Source organism: Nocardia sp. NPDC051321, from assembly GCF_044455225.1.
In the GTDB taxonomy this organism is placed as follows: domain Bacteria; phylum Actinomycetota; class Actinomycetes; order Mycobacteriales; family Mycobacteriaceae; genus Nocardia.
On the sequence record NZ_JBITEM010000011.1, the window covers coordinates 279,545 to 304,696 of the forward strand.

General features: G+C 66.7%; 21 protein-coding genes and 1 tRNA gene. 11 read left to right on the forward strand and 11 right to left on the reverse strand.

Features of this window, described 5'->3' with window-relative positions; all coding sequences use genetic code 11:
• Positions 1-24: 24 nt before the first annotated feature.
• Entirely contained in the window at positions 25-261 is a 237-nt protein-coding gene (locus ACIA8C_RS27180) for a helix-turn-helix transcriptional regulator (RefSeq protein ID WP_397139420.1), read from the reverse strand.
• A gap of 196 nt (positions 262-457) precedes the next feature.
• On the opposite strand from ACIA8C_RS27180, the gene ACIA8C_RS27185 reads away from it, so the two are divergent.
• Positions 458-856, forward strand: coding sequence for a helix-turn-helix domain-containing protein (locus ACIA8C_RS27185; protein WP_397139422.1), 399 nt, complete (start codon positions 458-460; stop codon positions 854-856).
• 158 nt (positions 857-1,014) lie between these two features.
• Positions 1,015-2,295, forward strand: coding sequence for a tyrosine recombinase XerC (gene xerC / locus ACIA8C_RS27190; RefSeq protein ID WP_397139423.1), 1,281 nt, complete (start codon positions 1,015-1,017; stop codon positions 2,293-2,295).
• Positions 2,296-2,362: 67 nt separating this feature from the next.
• On the opposite strand, the gene ACIA8C_RS27195 is transcribed toward xerC, so the two are convergent.
• Positions 2,363-2,436, reverse strand: a tRNA-Met gene (locus ACIA8C_RS27195).
• Positions 2,437-2,725: 289 nt separating this feature from the next.
• Between ACIA8C_RS27195 and ACIA8C_RS27200 the strand changes: the two genes are divergently transcribed.
• The 4 genes from ACIA8C_RS27200 to ACIA8C_RS27215 all read left to right on the forward strand — a co-directional run bounded on the left by ACIA8C_RS27200 (position 2,726) and on the right by ACIA8C_RS27215 (position 8,470).
• Positions 2,726-4,429, forward strand: a complete 1,704-nt coding sequence (locus ACIA8C_RS27200) for an MDR family MFS transporter (RefSeq protein ID WP_397139425.1) — start codon at positions 2,726-2,728, stop codon at positions 4,427-4,429.
• Positions 4,430-5,001: 572 nt separating this feature from the next.
• Positions 5,002-5,835 (forward strand): acyl-CoA thioesterase, encoded by an 834-nt coding sequence (locus ACIA8C_RS27205; protein ID WP_397139427.1) that lies wholly within the window; start codon positions 5,002-5,004, stop codon positions 5,833-5,835.
• A complete protein-coding gene (locus ACIA8C_RS27210; protein ID WP_397139429.1) occupies positions 5,835-7,223 on the forward strand; it encodes a hypothetical protein in 1,389 nt (462 codons plus the stop codon). Before ACIA8C_RS27205 ends, ACIA8C_RS27210 begins: the two co-directional genes overlap by 1 nt.
• Positions 7,220-8,470 (forward strand): cytochrome P450, encoded by a 1,251-nt coding sequence (locus ACIA8C_RS27215; RefSeq protein WP_397139431.1) that lies wholly within the window; start codon positions 7,220-7,222, stop codon positions 8,468-8,470. The genes ACIA8C_RS27210 and ACIA8C_RS27215 overlap by 4 nt, the downstream gene beginning before the upstream one ends.
• 48 nt (positions 8,471-8,518) lie before the next feature.
• On the opposite strand, the gene ACIA8C_RS27220 is transcribed toward ACIA8C_RS27215, so the two are convergent.
• Positions 8,519-10,048 (reverse strand): aldehyde dehydrogenase family protein, encoded by a 1,530-nt coding sequence (locus tag ACIA8C_RS27220; protein WP_397139433.1) that lies wholly within the window; start codon positions 10,046-10,048, stop codon positions 8,519-8,521.
• Between the two features lie 112 nt (positions 10,049-10,160).
• On the opposite strand from ACIA8C_RS27220, the gene ACIA8C_RS27225 reads away from it, so the two are divergent.
• Positions 10,161-10,613: an Lrp/AsnC family transcriptional regulator gene (locus ACIA8C_RS27225; RefSeq protein ID WP_150404358.1), complete on the forward strand. Its 453-nt coding sequence runs from the start codon at positions 10,161-10,163 to the stop codon at positions 10,611-10,613.
• 63 nt (positions 10,614-10,676) lie between these two features.
• Complete coding sequence (gene lat, locus ACIA8C_RS27230) at positions 10,677-12,011, forward strand: L-lysine 6-transaminase (RefSeq protein WP_397139435.1); 1,335 nt, start codon at positions 10,677-10,679, stop codon at positions 12,009-12,011.
• Positions 12,012-12,160: 149 nt separating this feature from the next.
• Here the strand turns inward: lat and ACIA8C_RS27235 are convergent, their stop codons facing one another.
• Positions 12,161-12,496, reverse strand: coding sequence for a hypothetical protein (locus ACIA8C_RS27235; RefSeq protein ID WP_397139632.1), 336 nt, complete (start codon positions 12,494-12,496; stop codon positions 12,161-12,163).
• Positions 12,497-12,702: 206 nt separating this feature from the next.
• Positions 12,703-13,155, reverse strand: a complete 453-nt coding sequence (locus ACIA8C_RS27240; protein WP_397139437.1) for a DUF1707 domain-containing protein — start codon at positions 13,153-13,155, stop codon at positions 12,703-12,705.
• 30 nt (positions 13,156-13,185) lie between these two features.
• Between ACIA8C_RS27240 and ACIA8C_RS27245 the strand changes: the two genes are divergently transcribed.
• Together ACIA8C_RS27245 and ACIA8C_RS27250 are read left to right on the forward strand one after the other, a co-directional pair.
• Positions 13,186-14,673 carry a serine/threonine-protein kinase gene (locus ACIA8C_RS27245; RefSeq protein WP_397139439.1) on the forward strand — a complete coding sequence of 496 codons (1,488 nt, stop codon included), beginning with the start codon at positions 13,186-13,188 and terminating at the stop codon, positions 14,671-14,673.
• A gap of 194 nt (positions 14,674-14,867) precedes the next feature.
• Positions 14,868-17,084, forward strand: a complete 2,217-nt coding sequence (locus ACIA8C_RS27250) for a protein kinase (protein ID WP_397139441.1) — start codon at positions 14,868-14,870, stop codon at positions 17,082-17,084.
• 269 nt (positions 17,085-17,353) lie between these two features.
• Here the strand turns inward: ACIA8C_RS27250 and ACIA8C_RS27255 are convergent, their stop codons facing one another.
• The 3 genes from ACIA8C_RS27255 to ACIA8C_RS27265 all read right to left on the reverse strand — a co-directional run bounded on the left by ACIA8C_RS27255 (position 17,354) and on the right by ACIA8C_RS27265 (position 21,321).
• A complete protein-coding gene (locus tag ACIA8C_RS27255; protein ID WP_397139443.1) occupies positions 17,354-18,292 on the reverse strand; it encodes a patatin family protein in 939 nt (312 codons plus the stop codon).
• A gap of 152 nt (positions 18,293-18,444) precedes the next feature.
• Entirely contained in the window at positions 18,445-20,247 is a 1,803-nt protein-coding gene (locus tag ACIA8C_RS27260) for an acetyl/propionyl/methylcrotonyl-CoA carboxylase subunit alpha (RefSeq protein WP_397139445.1), read from the reverse strand.
• Positions 20,248-20,406: 159 nt separating this feature from the next.
• Positions 20,407-21,321: a sulfurtransferase gene (locus ACIA8C_RS27265; protein ID WP_397139447.1), complete on the reverse strand. Its 915-nt coding sequence runs from the start codon at positions 21,319-21,321 to the stop codon at positions 20,407-20,409.
• A 166-nt stretch (positions 21,322-21,487) separates the two neighbouring features.
• Between ACIA8C_RS27265 and ACIA8C_RS27270 the strand changes: the two genes are divergently transcribed.
• Entirely contained in the window at positions 21,488-22,294 is an 807-nt protein-coding gene (locus tag ACIA8C_RS27270) for a helix-turn-helix transcriptional regulator (protein ID WP_397139449.1), read from the forward strand.
• On the opposite strand, the gene ACIA8C_RS27275 is transcribed toward ACIA8C_RS27270, so the two are convergent.
• The 3 genes from ACIA8C_RS27275 to ACIA8C_RS27285 form a co-directional block, all read right to left on the reverse strand.
• Positions 22,220-22,855 carry a nucleoside triphosphate pyrophosphatase gene (locus tag ACIA8C_RS27275; RefSeq protein ID WP_397139451.1) on the reverse strand — a complete coding sequence of 212 codons (636 nt, stop codon included), beginning with the start codon at positions 22,853-22,855 and terminating at the stop codon, positions 22,220-22,222. The two genes, ACIA8C_RS27270 and ACIA8C_RS27275, sit on opposite strands and share 75 nt — an antisense overlap.
• Entirely contained in the window at positions 22,852-23,178 is a 327-nt protein-coding gene (locus tag ACIA8C_RS27280; protein WP_397139453.1) for an acyl-CoA carboxylase subunit epsilon, read from the reverse strand. Before ACIA8C_RS27280 ends, ACIA8C_RS27275 begins: the two co-directional genes overlap by 4 nt.
• Positions 23,179-23,338: 160 nt before the next feature.
• Positions 23,339-24,979: an acyl-CoA carboxylase subunit beta gene (locus ACIA8C_RS27285; protein ID WP_397139455.1), complete on the reverse strand. Its 1,641-nt coding sequence runs from the start codon at positions 24,977-24,979 to the stop codon at positions 23,339-23,341.
• Between the last annotated feature and the right edge of the window lie 173 nt (positions 24,980-25,152).

Genomic DNA, 25,152 nt, shown 5'->3' on the forward strand with positions numbered 1-25,152 from the left:
CCGTAGATTCTGTTGAGCCTTCGCTCAGTCCGTACCTCCGTCCGTCTCGTCGGGGAACAGCTTCTGGATCGGGATATCCAGTGCCGCAGCGATTTTCGCTGCCAACTCCGGGCTGCAAGAGTGTCGGGCTCCCGAACGCAGCAGCCCGATGATGCTCTTGCCGCAGCCCGCTCGTGAGGCCAGCTGGCGCACCGTCAAGCCCTGGTCTGCCATCGCATCCCGCAACGTCGTCGGGGTCCTCAGCGTCGCGCCCTTCACCATCAAGCTCCCTCCCTCTGCCCTGCCTCCCCCTGCTACAGACACTAACAACAGAAGGTATTGATGTCTACTGGCCTTCACTACGGTATAGACAGTCGCCGCTGCTAGAGGTTCTACAGGCCACACTACGTCTGCATATATCCGAGGAATTCGCTACCATATATACGACTGGTGTGGACATTGCCTTACCCTTGTGGACATGGCACGAACTCGCCCGATTCCCGAACCGTGGGCCTCCGCGATGACTGCGGTCGGCATCAAGACCCGCAACCAGCTTGCTGATGAAGCGGGCGTGCACGCGACGACCGTCACTCGCCTTATCGACAACCCCGAGCATCCGGCATCGTTGGAGACCGTCCGCGCCATCGCCGGTGCGCTCAAGCTCGACACCCGCGACGTAGCGCACTGGTCCGGCATCGCGCTGGAAATCGACGAGCCCTACCTCCCGCCGCCGGAGGCCGCGATCCTGGACCGCGACCAACGCAAACTCGTCTCCGATCTCATCCGCGCCCTGGCCGCCAACAATCGACATCCCCGTCCCCCGTTGAAGATTCAGACAACCGGCGTCGTCGTTTCGTCATTGGAAGCGTCGAAATAACAGCCGCCGAACCGAATTCGGCACTCCCGCTGAGCGTCGATACGTAAATCCGTTCTGCCCCCGTAGAATTGAAGTGTTCAACACCGGCTAGCACCGGGCACTGCACATACGGGAGTAACAATGGAATATCCGCATGCCTCGATCGTTGGGGTGCGCTGATGGCGAGGCCACCGCTACCCATCGGCACCTGGGGCAAGATCACACGCAAACAGATCAAACCCAATTACTGGTACGCATACTGCAAGGTCCGTGACCACGACGGAGTAACCCGCCGCGCCTACCGCTGGACACCGGAAGGAACAGCGGACCGCACCGGAGCAGTCGCCGAACGCCGTCTGCTCGAACATCTTCGAGACCGCACCCACTCCGGCAGCGACGAAATCAACGGCGAGACGACCATCGAAGCCCTGTGGAACGTGTATCGGAAATATCTGGTCGAGGTCAAGAAGCGCGCTGACAACACCTTGGCCCGATACGATCGTGTCTCCGTCGCAATCCTCAACGCGCTGCGCAGGGTTCGGCTCCGCGAATGCAGCACCCAACGGTTCGAGCGCTTCATCACCGAATACAAACAGCGCGGGGGAACCGACGCGAAAGGCGTGCGCATCGTTCTCACCGGAATGTGCGGGCTGGCGACACGGTACGACGTATGGACCCACAATCCGATGCGCGAGACCGAGCCGATCAAGAACAAGAAGGGCAAGGGCGCGATAGCCCTTGAGCCCGAACAGGTTCGGCAATTGCTCCTGGACCTGCGAACCAGCGAAGTGCTGTGCCCGCCGCTGCCGAAGATGAAGAACGGCGTCCTTGTCCCGCCGGATCCGAAGTACCGGGTGCCGACCGTGGCCGCGTTCTGCAAACGAGGCGATCTCGCAGACCCGTTCACCATGTTCTCCACTACAGGTGGGCGGATCTCGGAACTGCTGGCGTTCCTGCTCGAGGACTACGACCCCGAGACCGGCATCATCGACGTGACCGGGCACGTGGTCAGGGTCCGAGGCGTCGGGCTGATCCGGGTCTCCAACGAGGACGATCCCGACAACCCCAAGAACCTGCGTCGCTCCATCCAGCTGGCGCCGTACGGGATGGCGATGCTGGATCTGCGCATTCCGACACTTCGGCCGATGAAGGACGGGACGACACCGCTGTTTCAGTCGGCAGCGGGGACGCTGCGTGACCCGACGAACTTCAATGACCAGATGCGCAGGGTCCGCGCCGCGCTCGGTCTACCGGACCGTATGAGCGGGCATTCCTTCCGCAAGTTCGTCGTCGACGTCGGTCTCGATGCACAGCTGTCGGCGGCGCTCGTCGCTGATCTGGTGGGCCACGTCAACCCGACCCAGACCCTCAACACCTACGCCTCGAGGCGGCGCCGGCCCAACGGTGCGATGGCCGCTGCGATCCAGAACGCGGTCTATCCCGTTCGAAAGGTCGAGTAAGGGTCGAGAAGGCCGAAAAATGGCCCAGGTCAGGGAGATTGAAAATCTCTCTGACCTGGGCCTGCTGTAGCGGGGACAGGATTTGAACCTGCGACCTCTGGGTTATGAGCCCAGCGAGCTACCGAGCTGCTCCACCCCGCGTCGGGTGTTCCCCAACCCTACACACTGACTGCCTAGATGCGAAAACGCCTGGTAGGGCGTGTCGAAGCGAGGTTGGACGACTCGGAGACCCGGCATCGATGAGCTACCAGCGAGTGTGGTCTGGATCACTGTATGGGGCGATCGAGATAGGCATCACTCCTCGTTTCCCGAATCGTGACCGAGGTTTATGGTTGCTGCTTAGCTTGTGGGCGCGAGGTCGCCGCGGTCCGGGGATGGGAATGGCCGCAGTTCGACAACTGATGCTTGATTCTGATTTCAGGAGTTGCTGATGGCGCTGACTCATCGCGGACATCGGACCGAGCGGGCGGCTGTGCCCGTGGTGCAGGCGGGTCCGGCCGGTTTCACGCATCGGCAGGTGCTGATCATTCTGAGTGGCCTGGTCCTTGGCATGTTCATGGCGGCGCTGGATCAGACGATCACTGCGACCGCCGTCCGAACCATCGCCGATGACCTGTCCGGCTACTCCTTACAGGCGTGGGTCACCACGGCATATTTGATCACCGCGACATTGACAACGCCGTTGTACGGCAAATTGTCGGATATGTACGGCCGCAGGCCATTTCTGCTCGCCGCGATCGCGATATTCGTCGGCGGATCGCTGCTGTGCACGGTGGCGCAGTCGATGTATCAGCTCGCGGCGTTCCGTGCCATTCAGGGCGTGGGGGCGGGCGGGCTGATGTCGCTCGCGTCGGCCGTGCTCGGCGACATCGTGAGTCCGCGCGAGCGGGCGAAGTATCAGGGGCATTTCCTGGCCACCTGGGCGACGGCCAGCGTGATCGGCCCGGTGCTCGGTGGGCTTTTCGCCAGTCAGCACGCCATTCTGGGGATCACCGGTTGGCGCTGGGTGTTCTTGATCAATGTGCCGATCGGCCTGGTCGCGCTGGTCGTGGTGTATCGCGTGGTGCGGATGCCGAGGAGTAATTCGGCTCGGGTCCCGGTCGACTGGCTCGGCACCGTGGCCTTCGCCGCAGGCATCGCGCCGTTGCTGATTGTGGCGGAGCAGGGGCGTAGCTGGGGATGGACCAGCGTTGGCGCGTTGGCCTGTTACTCGATCGGCGTGGTCGGGCTGGTCGCGTTCGTCGGTATCGAAGCGAAAATGGGCGACGCGGCGCTGATTCCGTTGCGGCTGTTCCGGAATCGGACCTTCGCGCTCGGCGTCGCGATCGCGATGGTCGTCGGTGCGGCGCTGTTCGGCGGCATCATTCTGGTTCCGCAGTATCTGCAGGTCGTCCGGGGTGCCAGTCCGATAGCCGCGGGTCTGCAGCTGTTGCCGATGGTCGGTGGGCTGATGGTGGGTTCGATCGTGTCGAACCGGCTCATCTCGCGGACCGGTCGCTACCGAGCCTTCCCGATTATCGGCACCGCCACGGTCGCCGTCGGCTTGTTTCTGTTCCACTATCTGACGCCGGATACGCCGCTGTGGCGAACCATGATCTTCATGGCGATCACCGGATTCGGGCTGGGAAATCTGTTGCAACCCATCACCTTGGCCATCCAGAACGCCGCCGCGCCCGCGGACATGGGCGTATCGAGCGCGGCCGCGACCTTCTTCCGCCAGGTCGGCGGCACGCTCGGTGTGGCGGCGATGCTATCGACGCTGTTCGGCCTGCTGCCGACCAAGGTGACCGCCGCGATCGAGGCGGCCTCGACCCGCCCGGCGTATCAGCAGGCGGTGGTGGCGGGTTTGCACAGCGGCAATCCAGCCGACGTGGCCTTCGCGCAGGGGCTGGTGCATCATGACCAAGCCGCGGTGCAGAAGGTGCTCGACGACAGCTCGGTGATTCAGCAGTTGAACCCGACTCTCGCTGGGCCGTTGCAGACGGGCTTCGCGGAATCCATGTCGACGGTGTATGTGGCCGCGTCCGTGCTCGCGGTGGTCGCATTGGTCATGGTGTTGTTCTGGAAGGAGATCCCGTTGCGGGAATCCGGCGGGGTCGAGGATTCCGATGTCGGCGCGGGCGGGGCTGTCTGAGAAACTGCGCGGAGTAGTCCGGATTGGCGGGTAATTCGGACAATTTGCGTGGAGGCGGAACCGAATATTAGCGCCACGTTACGTTGTAGCTAATTATTCGCTCAGAAATATTTGTAGAAGACTATGCCCGCAGGTCGGGCGCCAAGGTTCCGAACGCTTCCGGGGATGGGGCATGTCCGTATCCGTGGCCGACCGCAAACCTTAAAAGCGGGTCGAATCGGGCAATTTGGAAAAATCTGGCTCCTCTCATATTTGCTGATGAGAGTGGGTTCTGCGCCGATTTGCGACGTGAATCGCAGTACATGGGCGGAATGTGGTGAATTGTCTTAGAACCGCTCGTGTAAAGATTCCGTAGGGGCGGTGTGATCTGAAGTACAGCTCCTTGAACTCTATTAGCTAGAGGTTCACTGTATCTGATACGACGTGTATCGCGATGAGATCGAAACGTCATCGAGTTGCGTCTCAAAACCTATCAACGGGTCAGTGGAAGCGGATGAATCCGTGCTGGCGCTGGGATAGGTAGCCGCGACAGCGTCGTCGCCGATATCAGACACCGCAAAGAAGGTTGACCCATGGTGGAACTACTCGACGCAATGGCGGTGGAGCAAATCGACACGAATTTCTTTCGTGGCAAGCTCCAGCACCGCACCGCGCTGGTTCGGACATTCGGTGGTGAAGTGGCGGCGCGGGCGCTGGCGGCGGGCTCGGCGGGGATGCACGCCGGGTTCTCCGTTCATTCGATACACGGGTATTTCGTCCGGCCGACGTCGCCGGAGATTCCGATCGACTACCTGGTCGACACCGTCAAGCTCGGCCGCTCGTTCGGCGTTCGCCGGATACGGGCCTTGCAGCACGGTCGAGAGACCTTCCTGATGGTCGCGTCGTTCCATGTCGGCGGGCACGGCGTGCGGCATGCCGATCCGTGTCCGGAAGCTCCCGAACCCGAGGCGCTGGCACCCATCGGGATGGGCGACGCGGGCAACGAATGGGACGGCTGGGATATCCGCCGGGTCCCGGACGGCGCGATTTGCGCGGCGCGCCAACAGGTTTGGCTCCGCTACACCGGCGAGCTGCCGGACTGCGCGGTCACCCACAGCTGTGCGCTCACCTACGCCAGCGACATGACGCTGCTGGGCGCCGCCGTCGCGGCGCACCCGGGTATCGCCATCCAGACTGCCGCGCTGGACTATTCGATCTGGTTCATGCGGCCGTTCCGGGTGGACGATTGGCTGCTCTACGACGAGATATCGCCGTCCGCGGCGGGCGGCCGGGCGTTTACCCAGGGCCGGATATTCAGTCGTAGCGGCGATTTGGTGGCGATGGTCGCGCAGGAGCGGATGCTGCGGTTGGCCGAGCCCGCCTTCCTGTCGGACGCCCCGGAGCTGATGGATCGGGAGGCTTCCTGATGGCCCCGGTGTATGTCGGTCTCACCGACAAGGCGTTCCTGCGGCTGCATCACGGCCACGGCGCACCGGTCATCAGCCAGACGGTGACGGTGCTGGCGAACGCGCTGACCGAGGATGAGCTGCGGGAGATGTACGCCCAGCTGCGCTCCGGCCCGTTCATGCGGCGGGTGCGGCGACCTCGGGTGCCCTTTGCCCGGTGGCGCTGGGTGCTCGCGGACACCGCATTGCCGTTGACCATGGAGCACGCCGCGATCGACGACGCCGACGCGCTGGCCTGGGCGAACGACCAAGCGCAGTACCCGCTCGATCCCGAACAGGGGCGCGGATGGCGGCTCTCGGCGGTGCCGACCCGATCCGGCGGCATGGTCTGCTCCTGCGTAGCGTCGCACGCCATCGCGGACGGCCACGCGGGACTGATGGCCGCCATCGGACTGGTCCAGCCGGAACTGGCGAAAACGGAGGGCCTCGACGACGTCGGCCGCCTTCGCGACGATCTGAAGGACGGCGCGAGCCGTGGTATCGCCGTGGCGCGCGAGGTGGTTTCGGAAGCGCGTCGCGCCTATCGGGATCCAGTGCACCGCAAGGCGATTCGTCAGGCGATGGGCCGCAACGACACGGCGCACGAGCCCGCGCCGCTCGGCTGGCGCGAAGGTTCGATCATCGCCACCTTCGACGCGGCGCAATGGAAGGAGCTGGCGGCACAGCGCGGCGGTTCCACCAACACGCTGTATCTGGCGCTGGTCGCCGACCTCCTGCGGCACTGCGGGTCGGTCGGCGAGACTGCTCCGTTGGTGCTGATGACCGCCGTGCGGATCCTGCGGAAACAGGACCAGATCGACTCGAATTCCTTTGCCCGCGTACCGATCGTGGTGCAGCGGGAGTGGCTGGATCGGTTCGATCTCGCGCCGCTGCGCGCGGCGAGCAAGGCCGGGTTCGGCGCCGTGCACGGGGTCGGCTCGGGCGGGATCTCGCGCCCGCGGAACATGCCGCCCGAGCTGATCGACGTGCTCCCGGAAGCGATGGTGGAACGGCTCGCCGACATCCCGCCGATCACCGTCGGCATGTGCTCCAACATGGGCGTACTCGACCCCTTCGTGCCGACCGTGATGCGCAACGGCGCGCAGCCGACCATGTTCGTGATGCGCGGGGTGTTCCAGGGCATCGACACCGAGCAGGCCGATCGGCAGCCGATCGCGCTGGCGACCTGGTTGTCGGAGTTCGACGGGAAGGTCCAGTGGGTCCTGGAGAGCATCAAGCCCGAAATGGCGCACACCGATGAAGAACTGGGCTTCCTTGCGCGACTCGTCGCCGAGGCCTGGGGATTGAAGCCGCTCCAAGTCAGCTGCGGCGGCGGCAGTAACAGCAAGACAGCCAGGGAGTTCTCATGACCAAGCCACTGATCAAACTAGGCACCGACTTCGTCTACAACCCGCATCCGGTATACGACGAACTGCGCAAGCAAGGCCCGATCCATCACGTGCTGCTGCCCAACGGGCTCACCTCCTGGCTGGTGGTCGACTATCAGCTCGCGCGCGAGGTGCTCGCGGACGGCCGGATCAAGAAGGGCGCGGCCGCGCTGGCGCCGATCACGACCAGGCTGCGGCCGGGCGATTCGTATACGACGGTGAGCACGGACCTGTGGGAGCACATGCTCAGTTCCGATCCGCCGGACCACACCCGCCTGCGCAGGCTGGTGACCAAGGCGTTCACCGCGCGCACGGTGGAGCAGTTGCATTCGCGGATCGACGCGCTCGCCGACGAGCTGCTCGACGAGATGGCGGGCAAGACCGAGGTGGACTTGATCGCCGACTACGCGTTGCCGATTCCGATGACGGTGATCTGCGAACTGTTCGGGGTGCCGGAGGCCGATCGGGCGCGCTTCCGTGAGCTGTCGACCACGATGACGGCGGCGTCCGCGGAGAACGCCGAAGATCAGGTGGCGGCGGATTCGCCGTTCTACGCCACCGCTGCCGAGCGTGGTGCGGCCAGCATCGAGCTGGCCACCTATCTGATCGGGCTGGTCGCCGAGCGATCGAAGGACCTCGGCGAGGATCTGCTGTCCCAGCTGATCATGGCGAACCACGAGGGCGACAAGCTCAGCGACAGGGAGCTCATCGCGATGCTGTTCCTGATCCTGGTGGCCGGGCACGAGACGACGGTGAACCTGATCGGCAACGGTCTCTACGCGATGTTGCGCGATCGGGTGCTGTACGAGGAGCTCATCCGGTCGTCGGAGCAGATTCCGGCGGCCATCGAGGAGTTCCTCCGGCACGAGGGTCCGGTGCATCTGGCCACCCTGCGATACACCGCCGAGCCGGTGACGTTGGCGGGCATCGACATTCCGGCCGAGGAGTTGGTATCGGTGTCGCTGGCCGCGGCCGATCACGACCCCGGTCAGTTCGAGAATCCGCACGGCATCCAGATCGGCAAGACCGGCAAGAGCAAGGGCGGGCACCTGGCCTTCGGGCACGGCATCCACTACTGCGTCGGCGCGCCGCTGGCCCGGTTGGAGGCGAAGGTGGCGTTCGAGAAGATCCTGGCCCGCTATCCGAACATGAAGATGGCCGACGAGGTGCAGTGGCGGCCGAGCACCTTCCTGCGCGGTCTGCAGACGCTGCCGACCGTGCTCGACTGAACGAGCCGGGCCCAGGTCGAGAGTGACCTGGGCCCGGATCGTGTCGGCTCAGCCGAACTTGATGCCCTGTGCCAATGGCAGTTCGGCGGAGTAGTTGATGGTGTTGGTGGCCCGGCGCATGTACGCCTTCCACGAGTCCGAACCGGATTCGCGGCCGCCGCCGGTCTGCTTCTCGCCGCCGAACGCGCCGCCGATCTCGGCGCCGGAGGTGCCGATGTTGACGTTGGCGATGCCGCAGTCGGAGCCGTCGGCGGCCAGGAAGCGTTCGGCCTCGCGCTGGTCGGAGGTGAAGACCGCCGACGAAAGGCCCTGCGGCACTTCGTTGTGCATGGCGATCGCGCTGTCGAAGTCGTGATAGGTCAGCACGTACAGGATCGGTGCGAAGGTCTCCTCGCGCACCACCGCGGTCTGCGCGGGCATCCGCACGATCGCGGGCCGCACGTAGTACGCGTCGTCGCCGAAACCGTCGACTCGTTCACCGCCGCAAATCAATTCGCCGCCGTCGGCGAGCGCCTTGTCCAGCGCGGCGCGCATGCCCGCGTAGGCCCTGCCGTCGATCAGCGGACCGACCAGCACCCCGTCTTCCAGCGGATTGCCAACGCGCAGTTGCTGATACGCGCTCTCGATCCGCTCGATGAGCGGGCCGACCACGTCGGCGTGCACGATCAACCGCCGCAGCGTGGTACACCGCTGCCCGGCCGTGCCCGCCGCCGCGAACACGATGCCGCGCGCCGCGAGCTCCAGATCGGCTGAGGGCGTGACGATCGCGCCATTGTTGCCGCCCAGCTCCAGCAGGCAGCGCCCGAACCTTTCGGCAACCCGAGGTGCCACGATCCGGCCCATCCGTACCGAACCCGTCGCGCTGACCAGCGCGACCCGCTCGTCGTCGACCAGCCGCGCACCGACCTCGGCCGCGCCCTGAATCAGTTGGTGCACTTCGGGATCCGCGCCGACGTCGGTCGCCGCGCGGCGCAGCAGGGTGTGGCAGGCCAGTGCGGTCAGCGGCGTGGTCTCCGACGGCTTCCACACCACCGTGTCGCCACAGACGAGCGCGATCGCGGTGTTCCACGCCCACACCGCCACCGGGAAGTTGAACGCGGAGATGACCCCGACGACACCGAGCGGATGCCAGGTCTCCATCAGCCGGTGCCCCGGCCGCTCCGACGGCATCGTCTGCCCGTACAGCTGCCGCGACAGGCCGATCGCGAACTCGCAGACGTCGATCATCTCCTGCACCTCGCCCGCGGCCTCGGCGCCGATCTTGCCCGCCTCGAGCGTCACCAGCTCGGCGAGTTCACTCTTGTGCGTGGTGAGCAGCTCGGCCAGCCTGCGCACCATCGCGGCGCGGATCGGCGCGGGCACCGTGCGCCAGGCGCCGAATGCGGTGGCCGCGCGGTCGATTGCGGCATCGACCTCGGCCGTTGTGCTGGATCGCAGGGTCATCAACTGGGTGCCGGTGATTGGGCTGCGAGCGGGCAGATCGCCCGATTCGGGGGGTTCAACGCCGAGTCCGCGCAGCACCGCCGCCGCGCGGTCTGCCAGTTCCCGGGTGGTCTGGTCGCCGAGTACATCCGTCATCTGTTGCTCCGCCGTACCTTTCGGCCGCATTGCGGCATCTCTGTCCCATGTCTTGGGAGGATCGGGGTGATGTTTCTGCCACGAGGAGGGCTGCCTGGGTTAGTCTCCGCTGATGGCGGATACACCTGCACGACCTGCACTCGACGATATCGATCGCCTGCTGATCCGGGAACTGATGGCCGATGGGCGCGCCACGTTGTCGAACCTGGCCGAGAAGGCGAGCCTGTCGGTGTCCGCCGTGCAATCGCGGGTGCGCAGGCTGGAAGCGCGCGGGGTGATCCGCGGCTACACGGCGCACGTCGACCCGGAGGCACTCGGCCAGCTGTTGTCGGCATTCGTCGCGATCACTCCTCTCGACCCTTCGCAGCCCGATGACGCCCCGGCGGTGTTGCAGCACATCCCCGGGATCGAGGCGTGCCACTCGGTAGCAGGTGACGAGAGCTACATGCTGCTGGTCCGGGTGGCCTCGCCACGGCACCTCGAGCAGCTGCTGCAGGAGATCAGAGCGACCGCCAACGTCAGGACCCGAAGCACCATCATCTTGCAGACATTCTATGACAGGTAGCCGTTACGTGTAATTAATCCGCTTTCCTGTACAGAAACCGTAAATTTTCGTATCCTCGATGGCGTGACCATCGAACTGGAACGCACCCGCCCGGCGGTCACCCCCGCCGCCCGGGTGCACGAGATTCTGTCGGCCAGCATCCTCGCTGATGGCTTCGATTTAGTGCTGGACTTACAACAGTCCCGCGGCTGCAAGCTCGTAGACGAACGCGACGGTAGCTCCTATCTGGACATGTTCGGCTTCTTCGCGTCCAACGCGCTGGGGATGAACCACCCCGCGCTGGCCGACGACGCCGAGTTCCGCGAGGAGCTGGTGACCGCCGCATTGAACAAGCCGAGCAACTCCGATATCTACACCGTAGAAATGGCGCGCTTCGTCGAGACGTTCGTGCGGGTACTTGGCGATCCCAAGCTGCCGCACCTGTTCTTCATCGACGGCGGCGGGCTCGCCGTGGAAAACGCGCTGAAGATCGCGTTCGACTGGAAGAGCAGGCACAACGAGAGCCGCGGCCGCGCACCGGAACTCGGCACCAAGGTGCTGCATCTGACCGGCGCCTTCCACGGCCGCACCGGTTACACGATGTCGCTGACCAACACCGACCCGGTGAAGACCGCCCGGTTCCCCAAGTTCGACTGGCCGCGCATCGACGCGCCGTTCCTGACCGACGACCACGACATCGATGCGGCCGAAGCCCGCGCGCTGGACCAGGCGCGGCGCGCGTTCGCCGAAAACCCGCACGACATCGCGTGTTTCATCGCCGAGCCGATCCAGGGCGAGGGCGGCGACCGGCATCTGCGGCCGGAATTCCTGCAGGCGATGCAGCGGCTGTGCCACGAGAACGACGCGCTGTTCGTACTCGACGAGGTGCAAACCGGTGTCGGCATGACCGGAACCACCTGGGCCTACCAGCAGCTCGGCGTGCAGCCGGACATCATCGCGTTCGGCAAGAAGACCCAGGTGTGCGGCGTGATGGCCGGCGGGCGCGTCGACGAGGTGCCCGACAATGTGTTCGTGGTCAACTCCCGGATCAACTCGACCTGGGGCGGCAACCTCACCGACATGGTGCGCGTGCGGCGCATTCTCGAGGTGCTGGAACAGGATTCGCTGATCGAACGGTCCCGGGCACTCGGCGCGCACCTGCTCGATCGGCTGGAAACGCTGGCGGCGCAGCATCCGAGCATCACCGAACCGCGCGGACGCGGACTGATGTGCGCGGTCACCGTGGCGTCGGCACAGCTGCGCGACGAGGTGCTTACCGCGCTGCGCGAGCGTGAGCACGTGCTGATCCTCGGCACCGGCGAGCGGAGCATCCGCTTCCGGCCGCCGCTGACCGTGTCCGCCGCCGAGCTGGATGCCGCGGTCGACGCGCTGGATCGGGTGCTCGCAGGCTTCGAGTAGGCAAGGCCGCGGCCGCTTGGGTGGTTAGCTTCGCGCGGTCTGCCGGACGGAACGTCGTCCGGCAGACCGCGCGTTAGTGCCACTGATCAGCTGCTCGGCTGCGTTCTGCCGCATGTGTTTTGTCGTGCTGCCGACGGAATTGCAGGCAATTACACGCGCAGGCCCAGGGCGCCTTCGACGAATCGCCGGACGGTGATCAGGCCTGCTTCGAGGGCAGGTTCATAACCGCCGCGGGCCCAGCCGGTGAGTTCGGCCGCGCCGTCGCCGGTGGGGCGCGCGCCTACTTCGGCGACCAGCTCGGCCGTTGTCGGTTCGCATACCGCCCAGGAGAAGTGGGATTCCTCCGCCCATCCGGCGGTGCGTAACGCGACGTAGCCGGGGTCGGTGATGCCGCCCTCGGCCAGCGCGGGGCGGTCATCGATGCGGTCATCGGCGCGGAGTGCGCGCAGATACCAAGTCCCCGCGTTGATCTCGATCGGTTCCATCAGTGGCCGCACTCGGCGCGATGCTGCCGCCGCGGCGCCGACGTCTGTTGCTGCATGCCCCGAGGCTAGCGGCTGTCGCCGAACCCGATGCGACCGTCCCGCAAGTACCGCGCCGACACCGCGCGGCGTGGTGCTATCGGTGAGCCGCTCGCGGGTGACGACGAGCGGCTCGGCGATGATGTCGATGGTCCGCGCGCTGTTCCCGATCAGTCGATGGCGTCCCGGCCGCGGTCCCTGCGGTCCCGGCGGCGATCGCGGCCGCGGCCCCCGAGGAGATCGCGACCGCGATCGTCATGGTTGTGCCTGCTGCCGAACAGCAGGGCGCCCATCAACGGGATGGCCAGGAACCACAGCCAGCTGCCGGTGGTGAAGAACAGGATGACCGCGATGATCGGGATCACCGCCATCACCCGCTCCGGCCACTCCGAGAGGAAACCGGACTCCGGCTTCGCGGGCACCGCCGCGGCCTTGACCAGCGGGTCCGGCAGATCGGCGAACACCGGCGTAATGTCGCCGCGCGTGACGGCGGCCGCGATCACCGCGCTGCGCTCGTCGAATTCCGCGACGCTGAGCCGCCCGGCTGCGAAATGATCGGACAGTCGTTGCATCGCCGCTTCACGCTCCGCGGTGCCGATACGGATATCGGGTAGATCCTCCATGAGGAAAAGGCTAGCGGGAGGTGCAACACCATGGGTGAGACGTGGTTCGGCCACTATCGCCTCGATCGATTGCTCGGCAGCGGTGGCACCGGACAGGTGTGGCTCGCGCACGACAGCATCGCCGATCGTGTCGTCGCGTTGAAGGTGTTGTCCGCCACGGTGGCGGCCGACCCGAAGTACCGTCAGCGGTTCACCAGGGAGGCGCGGCTCGCGGCCCAGGTGCGCGGGCCACACCTCGCGGCGATCCACGCGTTCGGCGAATTCGATGACATGCTCTACCTCGCGATGGAGTACATCGAGGGGACCGATCTGGCCACCGTGCTCCGGCTGGAGGGCCCGATGTCGCCGGCACGGGCGGTGCGGGTGGTGGTGCAGGTCGCGACGGCGCTCGACGCCGCGCACCGGGCGGGCCTGGTGCATCGCGACGTCAAGCCGGCCAACATCATGGTCGATCCGGGCGGACACGTGCAGCTGATCGACTTCGGTACCGCGTATCGGGTCGATCAGCCCGCGATCACGACGAGCAGCAATGTGGTCGGCACCCTGGCGTATATGGCGCCGGAACGCTTCGCCAGTTCGGGCGACGCCCGCTCCGACCAGTACTCGCTGGCCTGTGTGCTGTATGAATGCCTTACCGCGCGAAGGCCTTTCGGTAATGCCGATGCGGCGCAGTCGATGGTCGCGCACCTGATGACCGAGCCGCCGCTCGCCGCGTACGTCAACCCCGCGGTGCCCGCCGCGCTGGATGCCGTCATCGCCCGCGGGATGGCCAAGGCTCCGGAGCAGCGCTGCGCCAGCGCGGGCGAATTCGCGTCGGCCGCCTATGCCGCGATCACCGGCCTCGACGTGCCTACGGTCGAGACCGCCGCCGCGGTATTGCCGACGACGGCCGTGCTGCCCCAACCGTTTCGATCGTCTTCGACGCTGGCGGGTGGCCCAGGTCACGGTGGCACCGGCAGCACGCCGCCGGGTGTCGGCAGCGCGGTTTCGCAACAACTGACGCGTCCGAACTCGTTCGGTGGTGGCTCGCGGCAGGTGACGAGACCGCGAGTCGCGGTCGCGGCTCTGGTCGCGCTGCTCGTTGCGGTAGGGATGGCGGTGTGGCTCGGTCGTCCCGGAGATCATGGGAAGGACTCGGCTGACTCGATATTCGGGCCGCCGACCACGCACGCCGGCCCCTTCGAGCCTCGGCTGGCACCGCCCTCGGTGACGTCCGCGCCCATCCCGACGGCGCAGGCTCCGGTTTCCGCGGCGACGCTTCCGGTCCCGGAAACCCTGCCGGTCGCCACTGATCCGGTCCTATGGCAGCCGTGCGATCCGGCCGTCGACGGGCGCGGCCTCGCCGGGGACGGCACCCCACTGCAGTGCGTTGGCCTTGGCGGTCGGCTCGCGAGCTGGATGCCCGCGGCGCCCGGTGCCGAGCCGCCCGCGAACACTCCGAAGCCAGGTCGCGACAAGCCGGGCGGCGAAAACAACGGCAATGGCAATGGGCACGGCAAGCACGGCAACGACAAGTAGCGGCGGTGCCACGCACGGCGCGGGCGGGTGTTGTTGACGACACACTGGCCGGTCGGGCGGGGCGGGGTTAGGCTCCGAAGGAGGTTGGGTTCTTTGGTGTTCGCGGCGTGAGCTGGTGTTTTTCAGCGGCGCCGTGGTCGATCGGAGACCGGCGGGCCGGGCCTGGACAAGTCGACGGTGACTGGAGGTTCGCGATGGGGGAGGTGCGATTCGGGGGTTACCGGCTGGAGCGGTTGCTCGGCCGGGGTGGGATGGGGCAGGTCTGGCTGGCGTATGACGACGCGGGCGCGCGCTGGGTGGCGTTGAAGCTGCTACCGACCGAGCTCGCGGCGGATGCGGGGTATCGCAAGCGATTCGAGCGCGAGGCCGAGGTGGTGGCCAGGCTGTGCGATCCGCACATTCCGCGGATCCATCGGTTCGGCGAGATCGACGGCCGGCTGTTCATCGACATGGAATTCGTCGAGGGGCAGGATCTGGCGAGCAAGGTCGCCGCCGGAAAGTTGGCGCCTGCCACAGCCGTCGGGATCGTCGGGCAGGTGGCGCTTGCGCTGGATGTGGCGCATCGGGCCGGGCTGGTGCATCGAGATGTCAAGCCGTCCAACATCGTTGTGCATTCCGGCGGCTTCGCCTATCTGATCGACTTCGGCATCGCGCACGGCATCGGCCAAACTGCGGTAACCACAACCGGATTGGCGATCGGCACGTTGGCGTACATGGCGCCGGAACGGTTCACCGGTACGGCCGATGCCCGCTCCGATGTGTACTCGCTTGCCTGTGTCCTCTACGAATGCCTTACCGCCGCAAGGCCTTACGGCGATACCGACCCTGCTCAGCAGATGCACGCGCACCTGATGACCGATCCGCCGCGCGCCGCATCCCGCAACGCCGCCGTTCCTGCCGCGTTGGACGCCGTCATCACCCGCGGCATGGCGAAGAAGCCCGACGAGCGCTATCCCACCGCAGGCGAATTCGCCGCTGCCGCGCACGCTGCGATCGGCACCCGCCCGCCCGATTCGCTGGTACGTCCGCCGAAATCGCCTGCGTCTACCAAGGTTTTGCCGCAATCCGGTCCCACGCCCACTCGCGTCGAGACCCGTCGGGCGGAACCCGTGCGGCCAGGGCCTATGTGGGGCGTGCCGCAGGCCCCCGCCCGGACGGGTTCCGCGCAGCCGGTCGGGGCCGGGCAGGGCTCGGCGCAATCGGGGCCAACGGCCACCCGCGTAGCGGCCGGTCGAGAGGGCTTTGCGCAGCCGGTCGGGTCTGCGTGGGGTGTCCCGCGATCCGGCGCGACGCCGATCCTGGGCGATCAGCCGGTCGCCGCGCCTCGTGCGGCGAAACCGCTTGCGCCGACGAAGGTTTTGCCAGAACCTGGGCCGACGCCCACTCGGGTGGCGACTCGGCTCGAGGTGTCGCCTGCGAGTTATCTTCCGCCGCGGTCATATCCGGCCGGAGCGCAGTATCGAGAAGGCGCGCGTGAATATCCCGTAGTGGCACGGCGGGATGTACCGGCTGGCTACCCGGCGGACCATCATCCGCTACGGCCGGGTTCGGTTGCACCGCAGCCGAGTTCGGTCGCGCAGCAGGTCGGGGCGGCCGCGCGCGGGCTACGCGCGCTTGTGCTGCCGCGTTCGGCTCCATCGAAGCCGGGAACGGTGGGTCCGGGGTCGCGTCCTCGGGAAGTGCAGTCCCGTCCGGGGGTTCCGCAGCAGCGCTACCCGGTCGGCTACGGGCGCCGTGTCTTCCCTGCTCCGGCGAAACGCCCCAAGTATCAGCGGTATTCGGATGCTCGCCGACCGGTCGTTCCGGTGCGCCGCCCGCGGCGTAAGCGCGGCGGGGTGCTGTCCAAGGTGATCGGCGCACTGGTTGTCATCTTCCTGACGCCGTTCATGCTGGCGGCGGGGTGCGTCGCGCTGTTGGCAGGCAGTCGAACCGGTGACTCGGGCGGGACCGGTGCGCCGCGGCCGACGGCGATGGCCGAGGAGAATCCGGCGCCACCGCCGGATCAGCCCGAGTCGCCGGGACTTCCGGCCGCGGGTACGCCGGTGCGGGACGGGAAGTTCGAGTTCGTCGTGCGCAACGTCGATACCGGCGTGCACCGCGTCGGCCTCCAGTCGGCGACAGGGTCGTTCGTGATCGTCACCCTCGACGTCCAGAACATCTCCGACGAGTCGAAGTGGTTCCTCCCGGTCGGCCAGCGCCTGTTCGACGCGCAGGGCACCCCGTTCGACCACAATGTCACCGCGACCATGTGGCAGTCCGCCCAGCACGGCTACAACTACTCGTTCGAACTATCCCCCGGCCAATCCGCAACCACCCAACTGGTTTTCGACGTGCCGCCCACCGCGGCTCCGGCCCACCTGGAGCTACACGACTTCGTCCTGTCCAATGGCGTCGCCGTCCGGCTGGACTGACCGGCCGTCGCGTCGGCATCGATCAACCGCTCTGCACATGGTGCGCCGGGTGTGCGGATTTTCCAGCGGCTGTCCTGACTTATCTGATCTGCGCAGGTGCTACGAGCTGATTTGAGCACTTCGCATGAGACCGACTCTGCCCGAGCCCTTCTCGTTCGAGGTGCTTCGTCCGAACCGGATCGGAGCAGATCAGGCGAGACCGGAGCAACTCTCATGCGACAGGACAAACGCATCGACAACGGTGCGTTGCCATGAGTGCTGGGGAACTGTCAGGCGACGCGAGCCGTGTCGGCGAGCACCGTGTGCACCGCGCGGCGGCCGATTTCCAGTGCCGCGGCGAGCAGGGTGGTGTCGCGGGCGGCGCTGTCGATATCGGGGGAGCCGAGGGGCGGGTGGATCTGCAGGACGGCGTCGCCGAGGTCGGCGAGGGCGCGGTCTTCGATGGCCTGCTGGTGCGGGCGCTGAATCCAGGCGCGGTAGGCGCCGGGGGCGGTGGCGCGCAGGTAGCCGCCGCCGACGACGCGGTGCAGCAGCGAGGCGGGCGGACGGTGTTCGTCGATGCGGCGGGTGCGCAGGACGAGGGCGTGCGTGGCGCCGTCACGGACAGCGGTGCGCACCGGGACGGTTTCGGTGAGGCCGCCGTCGAAGTAGTGCGCGCCGCCTAGGGCGACCGGTGGACCCGCGAGGATGGGCAGGCCCGCGGAGGCCCGCAGCGCGCGCATGAGGGAGCGTTTGTCCACGATGTGGGGGTGCAGGTCGACCGCGTTGCCGGTGCGGATGTCGGTGGCGATGGGGTGAAAAGTGGTGGAGTTGGCCAAGATCGCCGGGAAGTTCATCCCCTCGGCGCCATCGTAGACCTGATGCACCAGGTAACGCAGATCGAAGGCGGGCCGCCCGCGTAACAACCTGGCCGGATCGATGGCGCGGTGCATGATCTCCGGATCGGTCCAGGAACGCATGCCCGAGCGCGCGCGGCCACCGAGCAGCCAGGCGCCGTTGATCGCGCCTGCGGAGGTGCCGTAGACGGCATCGAAGACCTGGCCGAGGCCGAGTTCCTCGATGGCCGACACCATGCCGCTGGAGTAGACGCCGCGACTGCCGCCACCCTCGACGACGAGCACCAGCCGCTTCCCATCGGCGCGGTTTCCCGCCGCACGACGGGCGCGGATCATCTCCGCGACGACGGAGACGGTCTGCGTACTGGTCACCGGACCACGATACGACAGAGCGGGCGCGGACGTTGTTGTCCCGCGCCCGCTCGAAGCGGTGTTCGCCCTGCGTTTACGCGAGTTGCACTACTTGGTCGCATCGAATCCGACGCGAGCTCGGTGAGCCGATCCGCGCGTCGTTCGATCAGGCGTTACTTGATCTCGGCGAGAACCGTGCCCTGGGTGATCGCGGCACCGGCCTCGACGGACAGTCCGGTAACCACACCGGCCTTGTGCGCGTTGACCGGGTTCTCCATCTTCATGGCCTCGAGCACCACGATCAGGTCGCCCGCCTCGACGGTCTGGCCCTCTTCCACGGCCACCTTGACGACGGTGCCCTGCATGGGCGCGGTGACCGCGTCACCGGAGGCCGCACCGGCACCGGCGCCGCCACGCTTGCGCGGCTTGGGCTTCTTGCGGACCACACCGGCGCCATTGCCCGCGGCGACGGGGCCACCGCCACCGAGGCTGAACTGCCCGGGCAGCGACACCTCGACGCGACGGCCGCCGACCTCGACGACCACCTTCTGCCGGGGCAGGTCCTCGTCCTCGTCGGCCTGGGCCGCGCCGGTGTACGGCTCGACGGTGTTGTTCCACTCGTTTTCGATCCACTTGGTGTAGACGTCGAACGTGGTGCCGTCACCGATGAACGCGGGATCCTCGATGACGGCCCGATGGAACGGGATGACCGTGGCAAGGCCGTCGACCTGGTACTCGGCCAGCGCGCGCCGGGCCCGCTCGAGCGCCTGGGTGCGGTTCTCGCCGGTGACGATCAGCTTGGCCAGCATCGAGTCGAACTGCCCGCCGATCACGCTGCCTTCCACCACGCCGGAATCCACTCGCACACCGGGGCCGCTCGGCTCTTTGTAGACCGAGACCGGGCCCGGCGCGGGCAGGAAGCCGCGACCGGCGTCCTCACCGTTGATGCGGAATTCGAACGAGTGACCGCGCGGCGTCGGGTCTTCCTTGATCGTCAGCTCTTCGCCGTTGGCGATGCGGAACTGCTGGCGCACCAGGTCGATGCCCGCGGTCTCCTCGGTGACCGGGTGCTCGACCTGCAGCCGGGTGTTCACCTCGAGGAACGACACCGTCTCGCCCTGCACCAGGTACTCGACCGTGCCCGCGCCGTAGTAGCCGGCTTCCCGGCAGATCGCCTTGGCCGAGGCGTGGATCTTGGCGCGCACGTCGTCGGACAGGAACGGCGCGGGCGCCTCCTCGACGAGCTTCTGGAAGCGACGCTGCAGCGAGCAGTCGCGGGTGCCCGCGACCACCACGTTGCCGTGCTGGTCGGCGATGACCTGCGCCTCGACGTGGCGGGCCTTGTCAAGGTACTGCTCGACGAAGCACTCGCCGCGACCGAACGCGGCGACCGCCTCGCGGGTGGCCGACTCGAACAGCTCGGGGATCTCCTCGATGGTGTGCGCGACCTTCATGCCGCGGCCACCGCCACCGAAGGCGGCCTTGATCGCGACCGGCACGCCGTACTCCTTGGCGAAGGCGACGACCTCGTCGGCGTTCTTCACCGGGTCCTTGGTACCGGCGGCCATCGGCGCCTTGGCGCGCTCGGCGATGTGCCGCGCGGTGACCTTGTCGCCGAGGTCGCGGATCGACTGCGGCGACGGGCCGATCCAGATCAGCCCGGCGTCGAGGACGGCCTGAGCGAAGTCGGCGTTCTCGGAAAGGAATCCGTAGCCGGGGTGGATGGCGTCGGCACCGGAGCGCGACGCGGCATCGAGGATCTTGTCGAAGACGAGGTACGACTCGGCCGAGGTCTGGCCGCCGAGTGCGAATGCCTCGTCGGCGAGCTTCACGAACGGGGCTTCGGCATCCGGCTCGGCGTAAACCGCGACGCTGCCGATGCCGGCGTCTTTGGCGGCCCGAATCACGCGCACGGCGATCTCGCCTCGATTAGCTACGAGTACCTTCGTGATCCGTGCGCTGGCGTGGCTGGGCACTGAGCCTCCTGTGTGAAATCTTTGGTCGCCCCGTGGTCGACGAAACTACGTCTGGGCGAGTGTAGGCAGTCTGCCAACAGACGCCGAACTCGGCCAGTCCTACTGAACAGTAGGTCGCGGATCGCCGAGGGGCCACCCCTACAGAAAGGCGTGCTTGCGCTACCTGCCGCGGGCCCGGCGGGCGGTACCGACCGGTGCCGCACCGGGTTCAGTCCCCTGAGCAATCGGCATGCGCACCGAATTGCCCCATTCGGTCCACGAGCCGTCGTAATTGCGCACGGTGTCGAACCCGAGCAGATAGGTAAGCACGAACCAGGTGTGGCTGGAACGTTCGCCGACCCGGCTGTAGACCACCAGATCGTCCTCGGCGGCGTGCGCGCCGTAGATCGCGTCCAGTTCGGCGCGCGAGCGGAACCGGCCGTCGTTGTTGAACGCCTCGGTCCACGGAATGTTCGCGGCGGTCGGGATGTGCCCACCGCGCAACGCCGCGTCCTCCGGGTTGATGGGCGGCTGGATTAATGTGCCGGAGTACTCCTCGGGCGAACGCACGTCGATCAGCGGCTTGCCGAGGTGCGCGAGCACGTCTTCGCGGAACGCGCGGGCGCTGCTGTCGTCGCGTTTGACGGCCGGATAGTCGCTGGGGATGAGATGTGGGGTGTCGAATGTGGTGTCGCGTTCCTCGGAAATCCAGGCGCCGCGACCGCCGTCCAGCAACCGCACATCTTGATGCCCGAACAAAGTGAAAACCCACAATGTGTGCGCCGCCTGCGCGTTGCCCCGATCACCGTAGATCACCACGGTATCGTCTCGCTCGATTCCCCTGGCGCGCATCAACTCGGTGAATCGGGCTCCGTCGATGTAGTCACGAGTGACCGGATCGTTCAGATCGCCCCGCCAATCGATCTTGGTAGCGCCGGGAACATGTCCGATGTCATAGAGCAATATGTCCTCGTTGGACTCGACGATCTTGAGTCCTGACGTGCCGATGTTTGCCGACAGCCACTCCGTGGTTACTAGTCGGTGAGGATGTGCGTAAGAACCGAATGCGGGATGAGGGTCCGGAGCAGCGGGCACGATGTGGGTCCTTCACGCGTGGTAGACGGTGGTTTCAGCGGTTCGGGTCTCACAGCGATGGTATGTGTGAGGCGTTAGTGGCTCTCGTTTCAGATCACAAATCGGCTGAATGAGCGAATAAATCGCACCTGCATCCGATAAAGTCTCCCGGGAGGAGGGGTGAGCTATGTCCGATTCTTGGCCGCGGCGGCGACTGCTCGCGATCTTACGTGGCGCCAGCGAGCCTCTCGATGCCCAGGAACTGGCCAGAATCACCGGACAACATGTCACCACGGTTCGGTTTCATCTGGACGTGCTCACCCGGGAATCCTTGGTGCGGCAATTTCAGCAACCGCCCCGCGGTCGCGGACGTCCGCGCATCGGATACAGCGCGGTGCAGCGATCGGTCGGTTATCAGGAACTCGCGCAGGTGCTCGCCGATCAACTCGGCCCCGATCCGCGCAGGCGTTCCGAGGCGGCCATCGCGGCCGGGCGGTCCTGGGGCGCGAAGCTCGATGCCGGTGACCATCGGATCGAATCGCTCGACGACGCCAAAGACGTCGCCATGACGGTGCTTTCGGAGCTCGGCTTCGCGCCGGAACGCGATCCGAACGAGACGGCCGAGCAGGCACTGATCCGGCTCACCGCCTGCCCGCTGCGTGAACTCGCGCGCACGCACTCCGAAGTGGTGTGCGGTGTGCATCTCGGCCTGATCAAAGAGGTCCTCGACCGCAGCGGCGCGCGCGGCGACGTGAATGTGCGGCTGCATCCGTTCGTCGAGCCGGAACTGTGTGTGGTCCGGCTGGAGATGATGGCGCGCCGCGAGCAGGAGATACGCCGCGAGCCGGACAGCCGTGAGGTTGTCACGGTGCCGGTGGCCGGGGACGCGACCGGGTCGGAGCCGCTGATCGCGCCGCCGTCAGGTGGCCGAGTGGCCCCACAGCTGCGTAACGGCGACCCCAACGTCGCCAAGCAGTCGGCGCAGCAGTGGTAGACCGATGCCGATCACGCTCGACGGATCGCCATCGATGCGGTCGACGAACCAGCCGCCGAGCCCGTCGAGGGTGAACGCGCCCGCCACCTGGAGCGGCTCGCCGGTGGCGATGTAGGCGTCCAGCTCGTCGGGTTCCGGCTTGGCGAAATGCACTGTGGTGGAACTACAGTCGATGGCTTCGGCGGTAATCCGACCGTCCTGGATGCGCAGCACGCAGTGTCCGGTCACCAGATCGGCGCTGCGCCCGGCCATTTCGCCCCAGCGGGCCCTGGCCACCTCGGCGGTGTGCGGCTTGCCCTGGAGCTCGCCGTCCACCAGCAGCATCGAATCACAGCCGACGACAACACAATCGGCGCCGAGCTCGGGAATCGTCGCGGCGACCGCCGCGGCTTTGGCCTTGGCCAGCTCGACGACGACCACCTCGGGCGAGGTGCCGTCGGGCAGCGCGGCTTGGATCGCGTCCTCGTCCACATCGGAGACCCGGACGATCGGATCGATGCCCGCCGAACGGAGTACTTCCCGACGGGCCGGTGACGCGGAGGCGAGAACGAACGCGGTCACCCGCGCAGGTGCGACTGCTGCGGGAAGGCGTAGGGGGAGAACGGCGAGGTGCCCCGGTGCAGGAAGCTGGGGCGACCCCACATGTCCGCCGGGCCCGACGAACCGGGCGCCGCGCCCGCCGCGGCCGCGGAGAGCACACAGACCAGCGCCGCGATCTCCTCATCGCTCGGGTTGCCCTTCACGACGGTGAAGAACGGCGCCGCGGCCTGGGCCGCCGACTCGGCGACAGCCGCGTCGGGCGCCTCGACCTCGTCGGTGATCGAGCCGACGGTCAGATCGAGCTCGGCGGCGGTCAAAACATCTTCTTCTGCCACGGTCGTCACAGTGCCAGATCCTCTCTTTGCCTGATCAGGCGTGTTCCTCGGTCGAAATCAGCGGGCGAATGATGCGATCATCCTCGGATCCACTCATTGCGTCGCTACCTCCAGTGTGCGCGGCCTATCGAGCGTATCGCTGGATCACCGACGGGTGTTGCGGCGGGAATCACAGTGGGATGTTGCCGTGCTTCTTCGGCGGCAGCGATACCATCTTGCGCTCGAGCAGCCGCAATGCCGAAACGATCTGGCCGCGCGTGTGCGAGGGCGGGATGACCGCGTCCACGTAGCCGCGTTCGGCGGCGATGTAGGGGTTCACCAAGGTGTCCTCGTACTCGTTCTGCAGCTGAAGCCGCAGCGCATCGACGTCCTCGCCACCCTTCGCGGCGTCGGCCAGCTGCTTGCGGTAGACGAAGCCGACGGCGCCGGAGGCACCCATCACGGCGATCTGCGCGGTCGGCCAGGCCAGGTTCACGTCGGCACCCATGTGCTTGGAACCCATCACGTCGTACGCGCCGCCGTAGGCCTTGCGGGTGATCACCGTGATCTTTCCCACAGTGGCCTCGCCGTAGGCGTAGAGCAGCTTCGCGCCACGCCGGATGATGCCGTTGTACTCCTGGCCGGTACCCGGCAGGAAGCCGGGAACGTCGACCAGGGTGAGGATCGGGACGTTGAACGCGTCGCAAGTGCGCACGAACCGCGCGGCCTTCTCCGAGGCGTCGATGTCCAGGCAGCCGGCGAACTGGGTGGGCTGGTTGGCCACGATGCCGACGCTGCGGCCGTCGATCCGGCCGAAGCCGACGATGATGTTCATCGCGCGCTCGGCCTGCACCTCGAGGAACTCGTCGTCGTCGAGCAGCCGACGGATCACCTCGTGCATGTCGTAGGGCTGGTTCGGCGAGTCCGGGATGATCGAGTCCAGCTCGCGGTCCTCGTCGGTGAGCGAGTCCTCGATGGCGCCGTCGATCGGGTCGGTGGCCGGGAAGCGCGGCGCCTCGGCGCGGTTGTTGCTCGGCAGGTAGGACAGCAGGTCCTTGACGTAGTCGAGCGCGTCCTGCTCGCCGGAGGCAACGTAGTGCGCGACACCGGATTTCACCATGTGCGTGTGCGCGCCACCCAGGTCTTCCATGGTGACGTCCTCGCCGGTGACCGTCTTGATGACATCGGGCCCGGTGACGAACATCTGGCTGGTCCCGTCGACCATCACCACGAAGTCGGTGAGCGCGGGGGAGTACACGTGCCCGCCCGCGGCCGCGCCCATGATCAGCGAGATCTGCGGGATCACGCCGGAGGCCTGGATGTTGCGGTGGAAGATCTCGCCGTAGAGGCCGAGCGAGACGACGCCCTCCTGGATGCGCGCGCCCGCGCCCTCGTTGATGCCGACCAGCGGACGGCCGGTCTTGAGCGCCAGGTCCATCACCTTGACGATCTTCTCGCCGTATACCTCGCCGAGGCTGCCGCCGAACACGGTGACGTCCTGGCTGAAGATGCAGACGTCGCGGCCGTCGATGGTGCCGTAGCCGGTCACCACGCCGTCGCCGAGCGGCCGGTTCTCGGCAAGGCCGAAGTTCACGCTGCGGTGCCGCGCCAACGCGTCGAGTTCGACGAAGGAACCCTCGTCCAGTAGCGCGAGGATGCGCTCACGGGCGGTCATCTTGCCCTTGGCGTGCACCTTGTCGACCGCGGCCTCACCCATCGGGTGCTGCGCCTCATCCAGCCGATTCCGCAGGTCAGCCAGCTTCCCGGCGGTGGTGTGGATGTCGGGGGCGCCCGCTGGATCTTGCGCGGACTGCTGCTGGACACTCGTCATGGCTCCGGAGTGTAACGAGTGACAGTGTTTCCCACTAACCCAGTAGGGGCTACCGGTGGGTAAAAAGCGCAGCTAGATCGTGTTGTTTTGGTGAATTTCCGGGTCGTTTGGCGCGTTTGCGCCGGTAGTAAACCGCTATCGCTCCACCTGGGGGCCCAGTTACCCTGGAGGAG

Excerpts from the sequence above, each read along its gene's own strand:
- ACIA8C_RS27180 (WP_397139420.1), bottom strand. The coding sequence starts at position 261 with ATGGTGAAGGGCGCGACGCTGAGGACCCCGACGACGTTGCGGGATGCG.
- ACIA8C_RS27185 (WP_397139422.1), top strand. The coding sequence starts at position 458 with ATGGCACGAACTCGCCCGATTCCCGAACCGTGGGCCTCCGCGATGACT.
- xerC (WP_397139423.1), top strand. The coding sequence starts at position 1,015 with ATGGCGAGGCCACCGCTACCCATCGGCACCTGGGGCAAGATCACACGC.
- ACIA8C_RS27200 (WP_397139425.1), top strand. The coding sequence starts at position 2,726 with ATGGCGCTGACTCATCGCGGACATCGGACCGAGCGGGCGGCTGTGCCC.
- ACIA8C_RS27205 (WP_397139427.1), top strand. The coding sequence starts at position 5,002 with ATGGTGGAACTACTCGACGCAATGGCGGTGGAGCAAATCGACACGAAT.
- ACIA8C_RS27210 (WP_397139429.1), top strand. The coding sequence starts at position 5,835 with ATGGCCCCGGTGTATGTCGGTCTCACCGACAAGGCGTTCCTGCGGCTG.
- ACIA8C_RS27215 (WP_397139431.1), top strand. The coding sequence starts at position 7,220 with ATGACCAAGCCACTGATCAAACTAGGCACCGACTTCGTCTACAACCCG.
- ACIA8C_RS27220 (WP_397139433.1), bottom strand. The coding sequence starts at position 10,048 with ATGACGGATGTACTCGGCGACCAGACCACCCGGGAACTGGCAGACCGC.
- ACIA8C_RS27225 (WP_150404358.1), top strand. The coding sequence starts at position 10,161 with ATGGCGGATACACCTGCACGACCTGCACTCGACGATATCGATCGCCTG.
- ACIA8C_RS27235 (WP_397139632.1), bottom strand. The coding sequence starts at position 12,496 with ATGGAACCGATCGAGATCAACGCGGGGACTTGGTATCTGCGCGCACTC.
- ACIA8C_RS27240 (WP_397139437.1), bottom strand. The coding sequence starts at position 13,155 with ATGGAGGATCTACCCGATATCCGTATCGGCACCGCGGAGCGTGAAGCG.
- ACIA8C_RS27245 (WP_397139439.1), top strand. The coding sequence starts at position 13,186 with ATGGGTGAGACGTGGTTCGGCCACTATCGCCTCGATCGATTGCTCGGC.
- ACIA8C_RS27250 (WP_397139441.1), top strand. The coding sequence starts at position 14,868 with ATGGGGGAGGTGCGATTCGGGGGTTACCGGCTGGAGCGGTTGCTCGGC.
- ACIA8C_RS27270 (WP_397139449.1), top strand. The coding sequence starts at position 21,488 with ATGTCCGATTCTTGGCCGCGGCGGCGACTGCTCGCGATCTTACGTGGC.
- ACIA8C_RS27285 (WP_397139455.1), bottom strand. The coding sequence starts at position 24,979 with ATGACGAGTGTCCAGCAGCAGTCCGCGCAAGATCCAGCGGGCGCCCCC.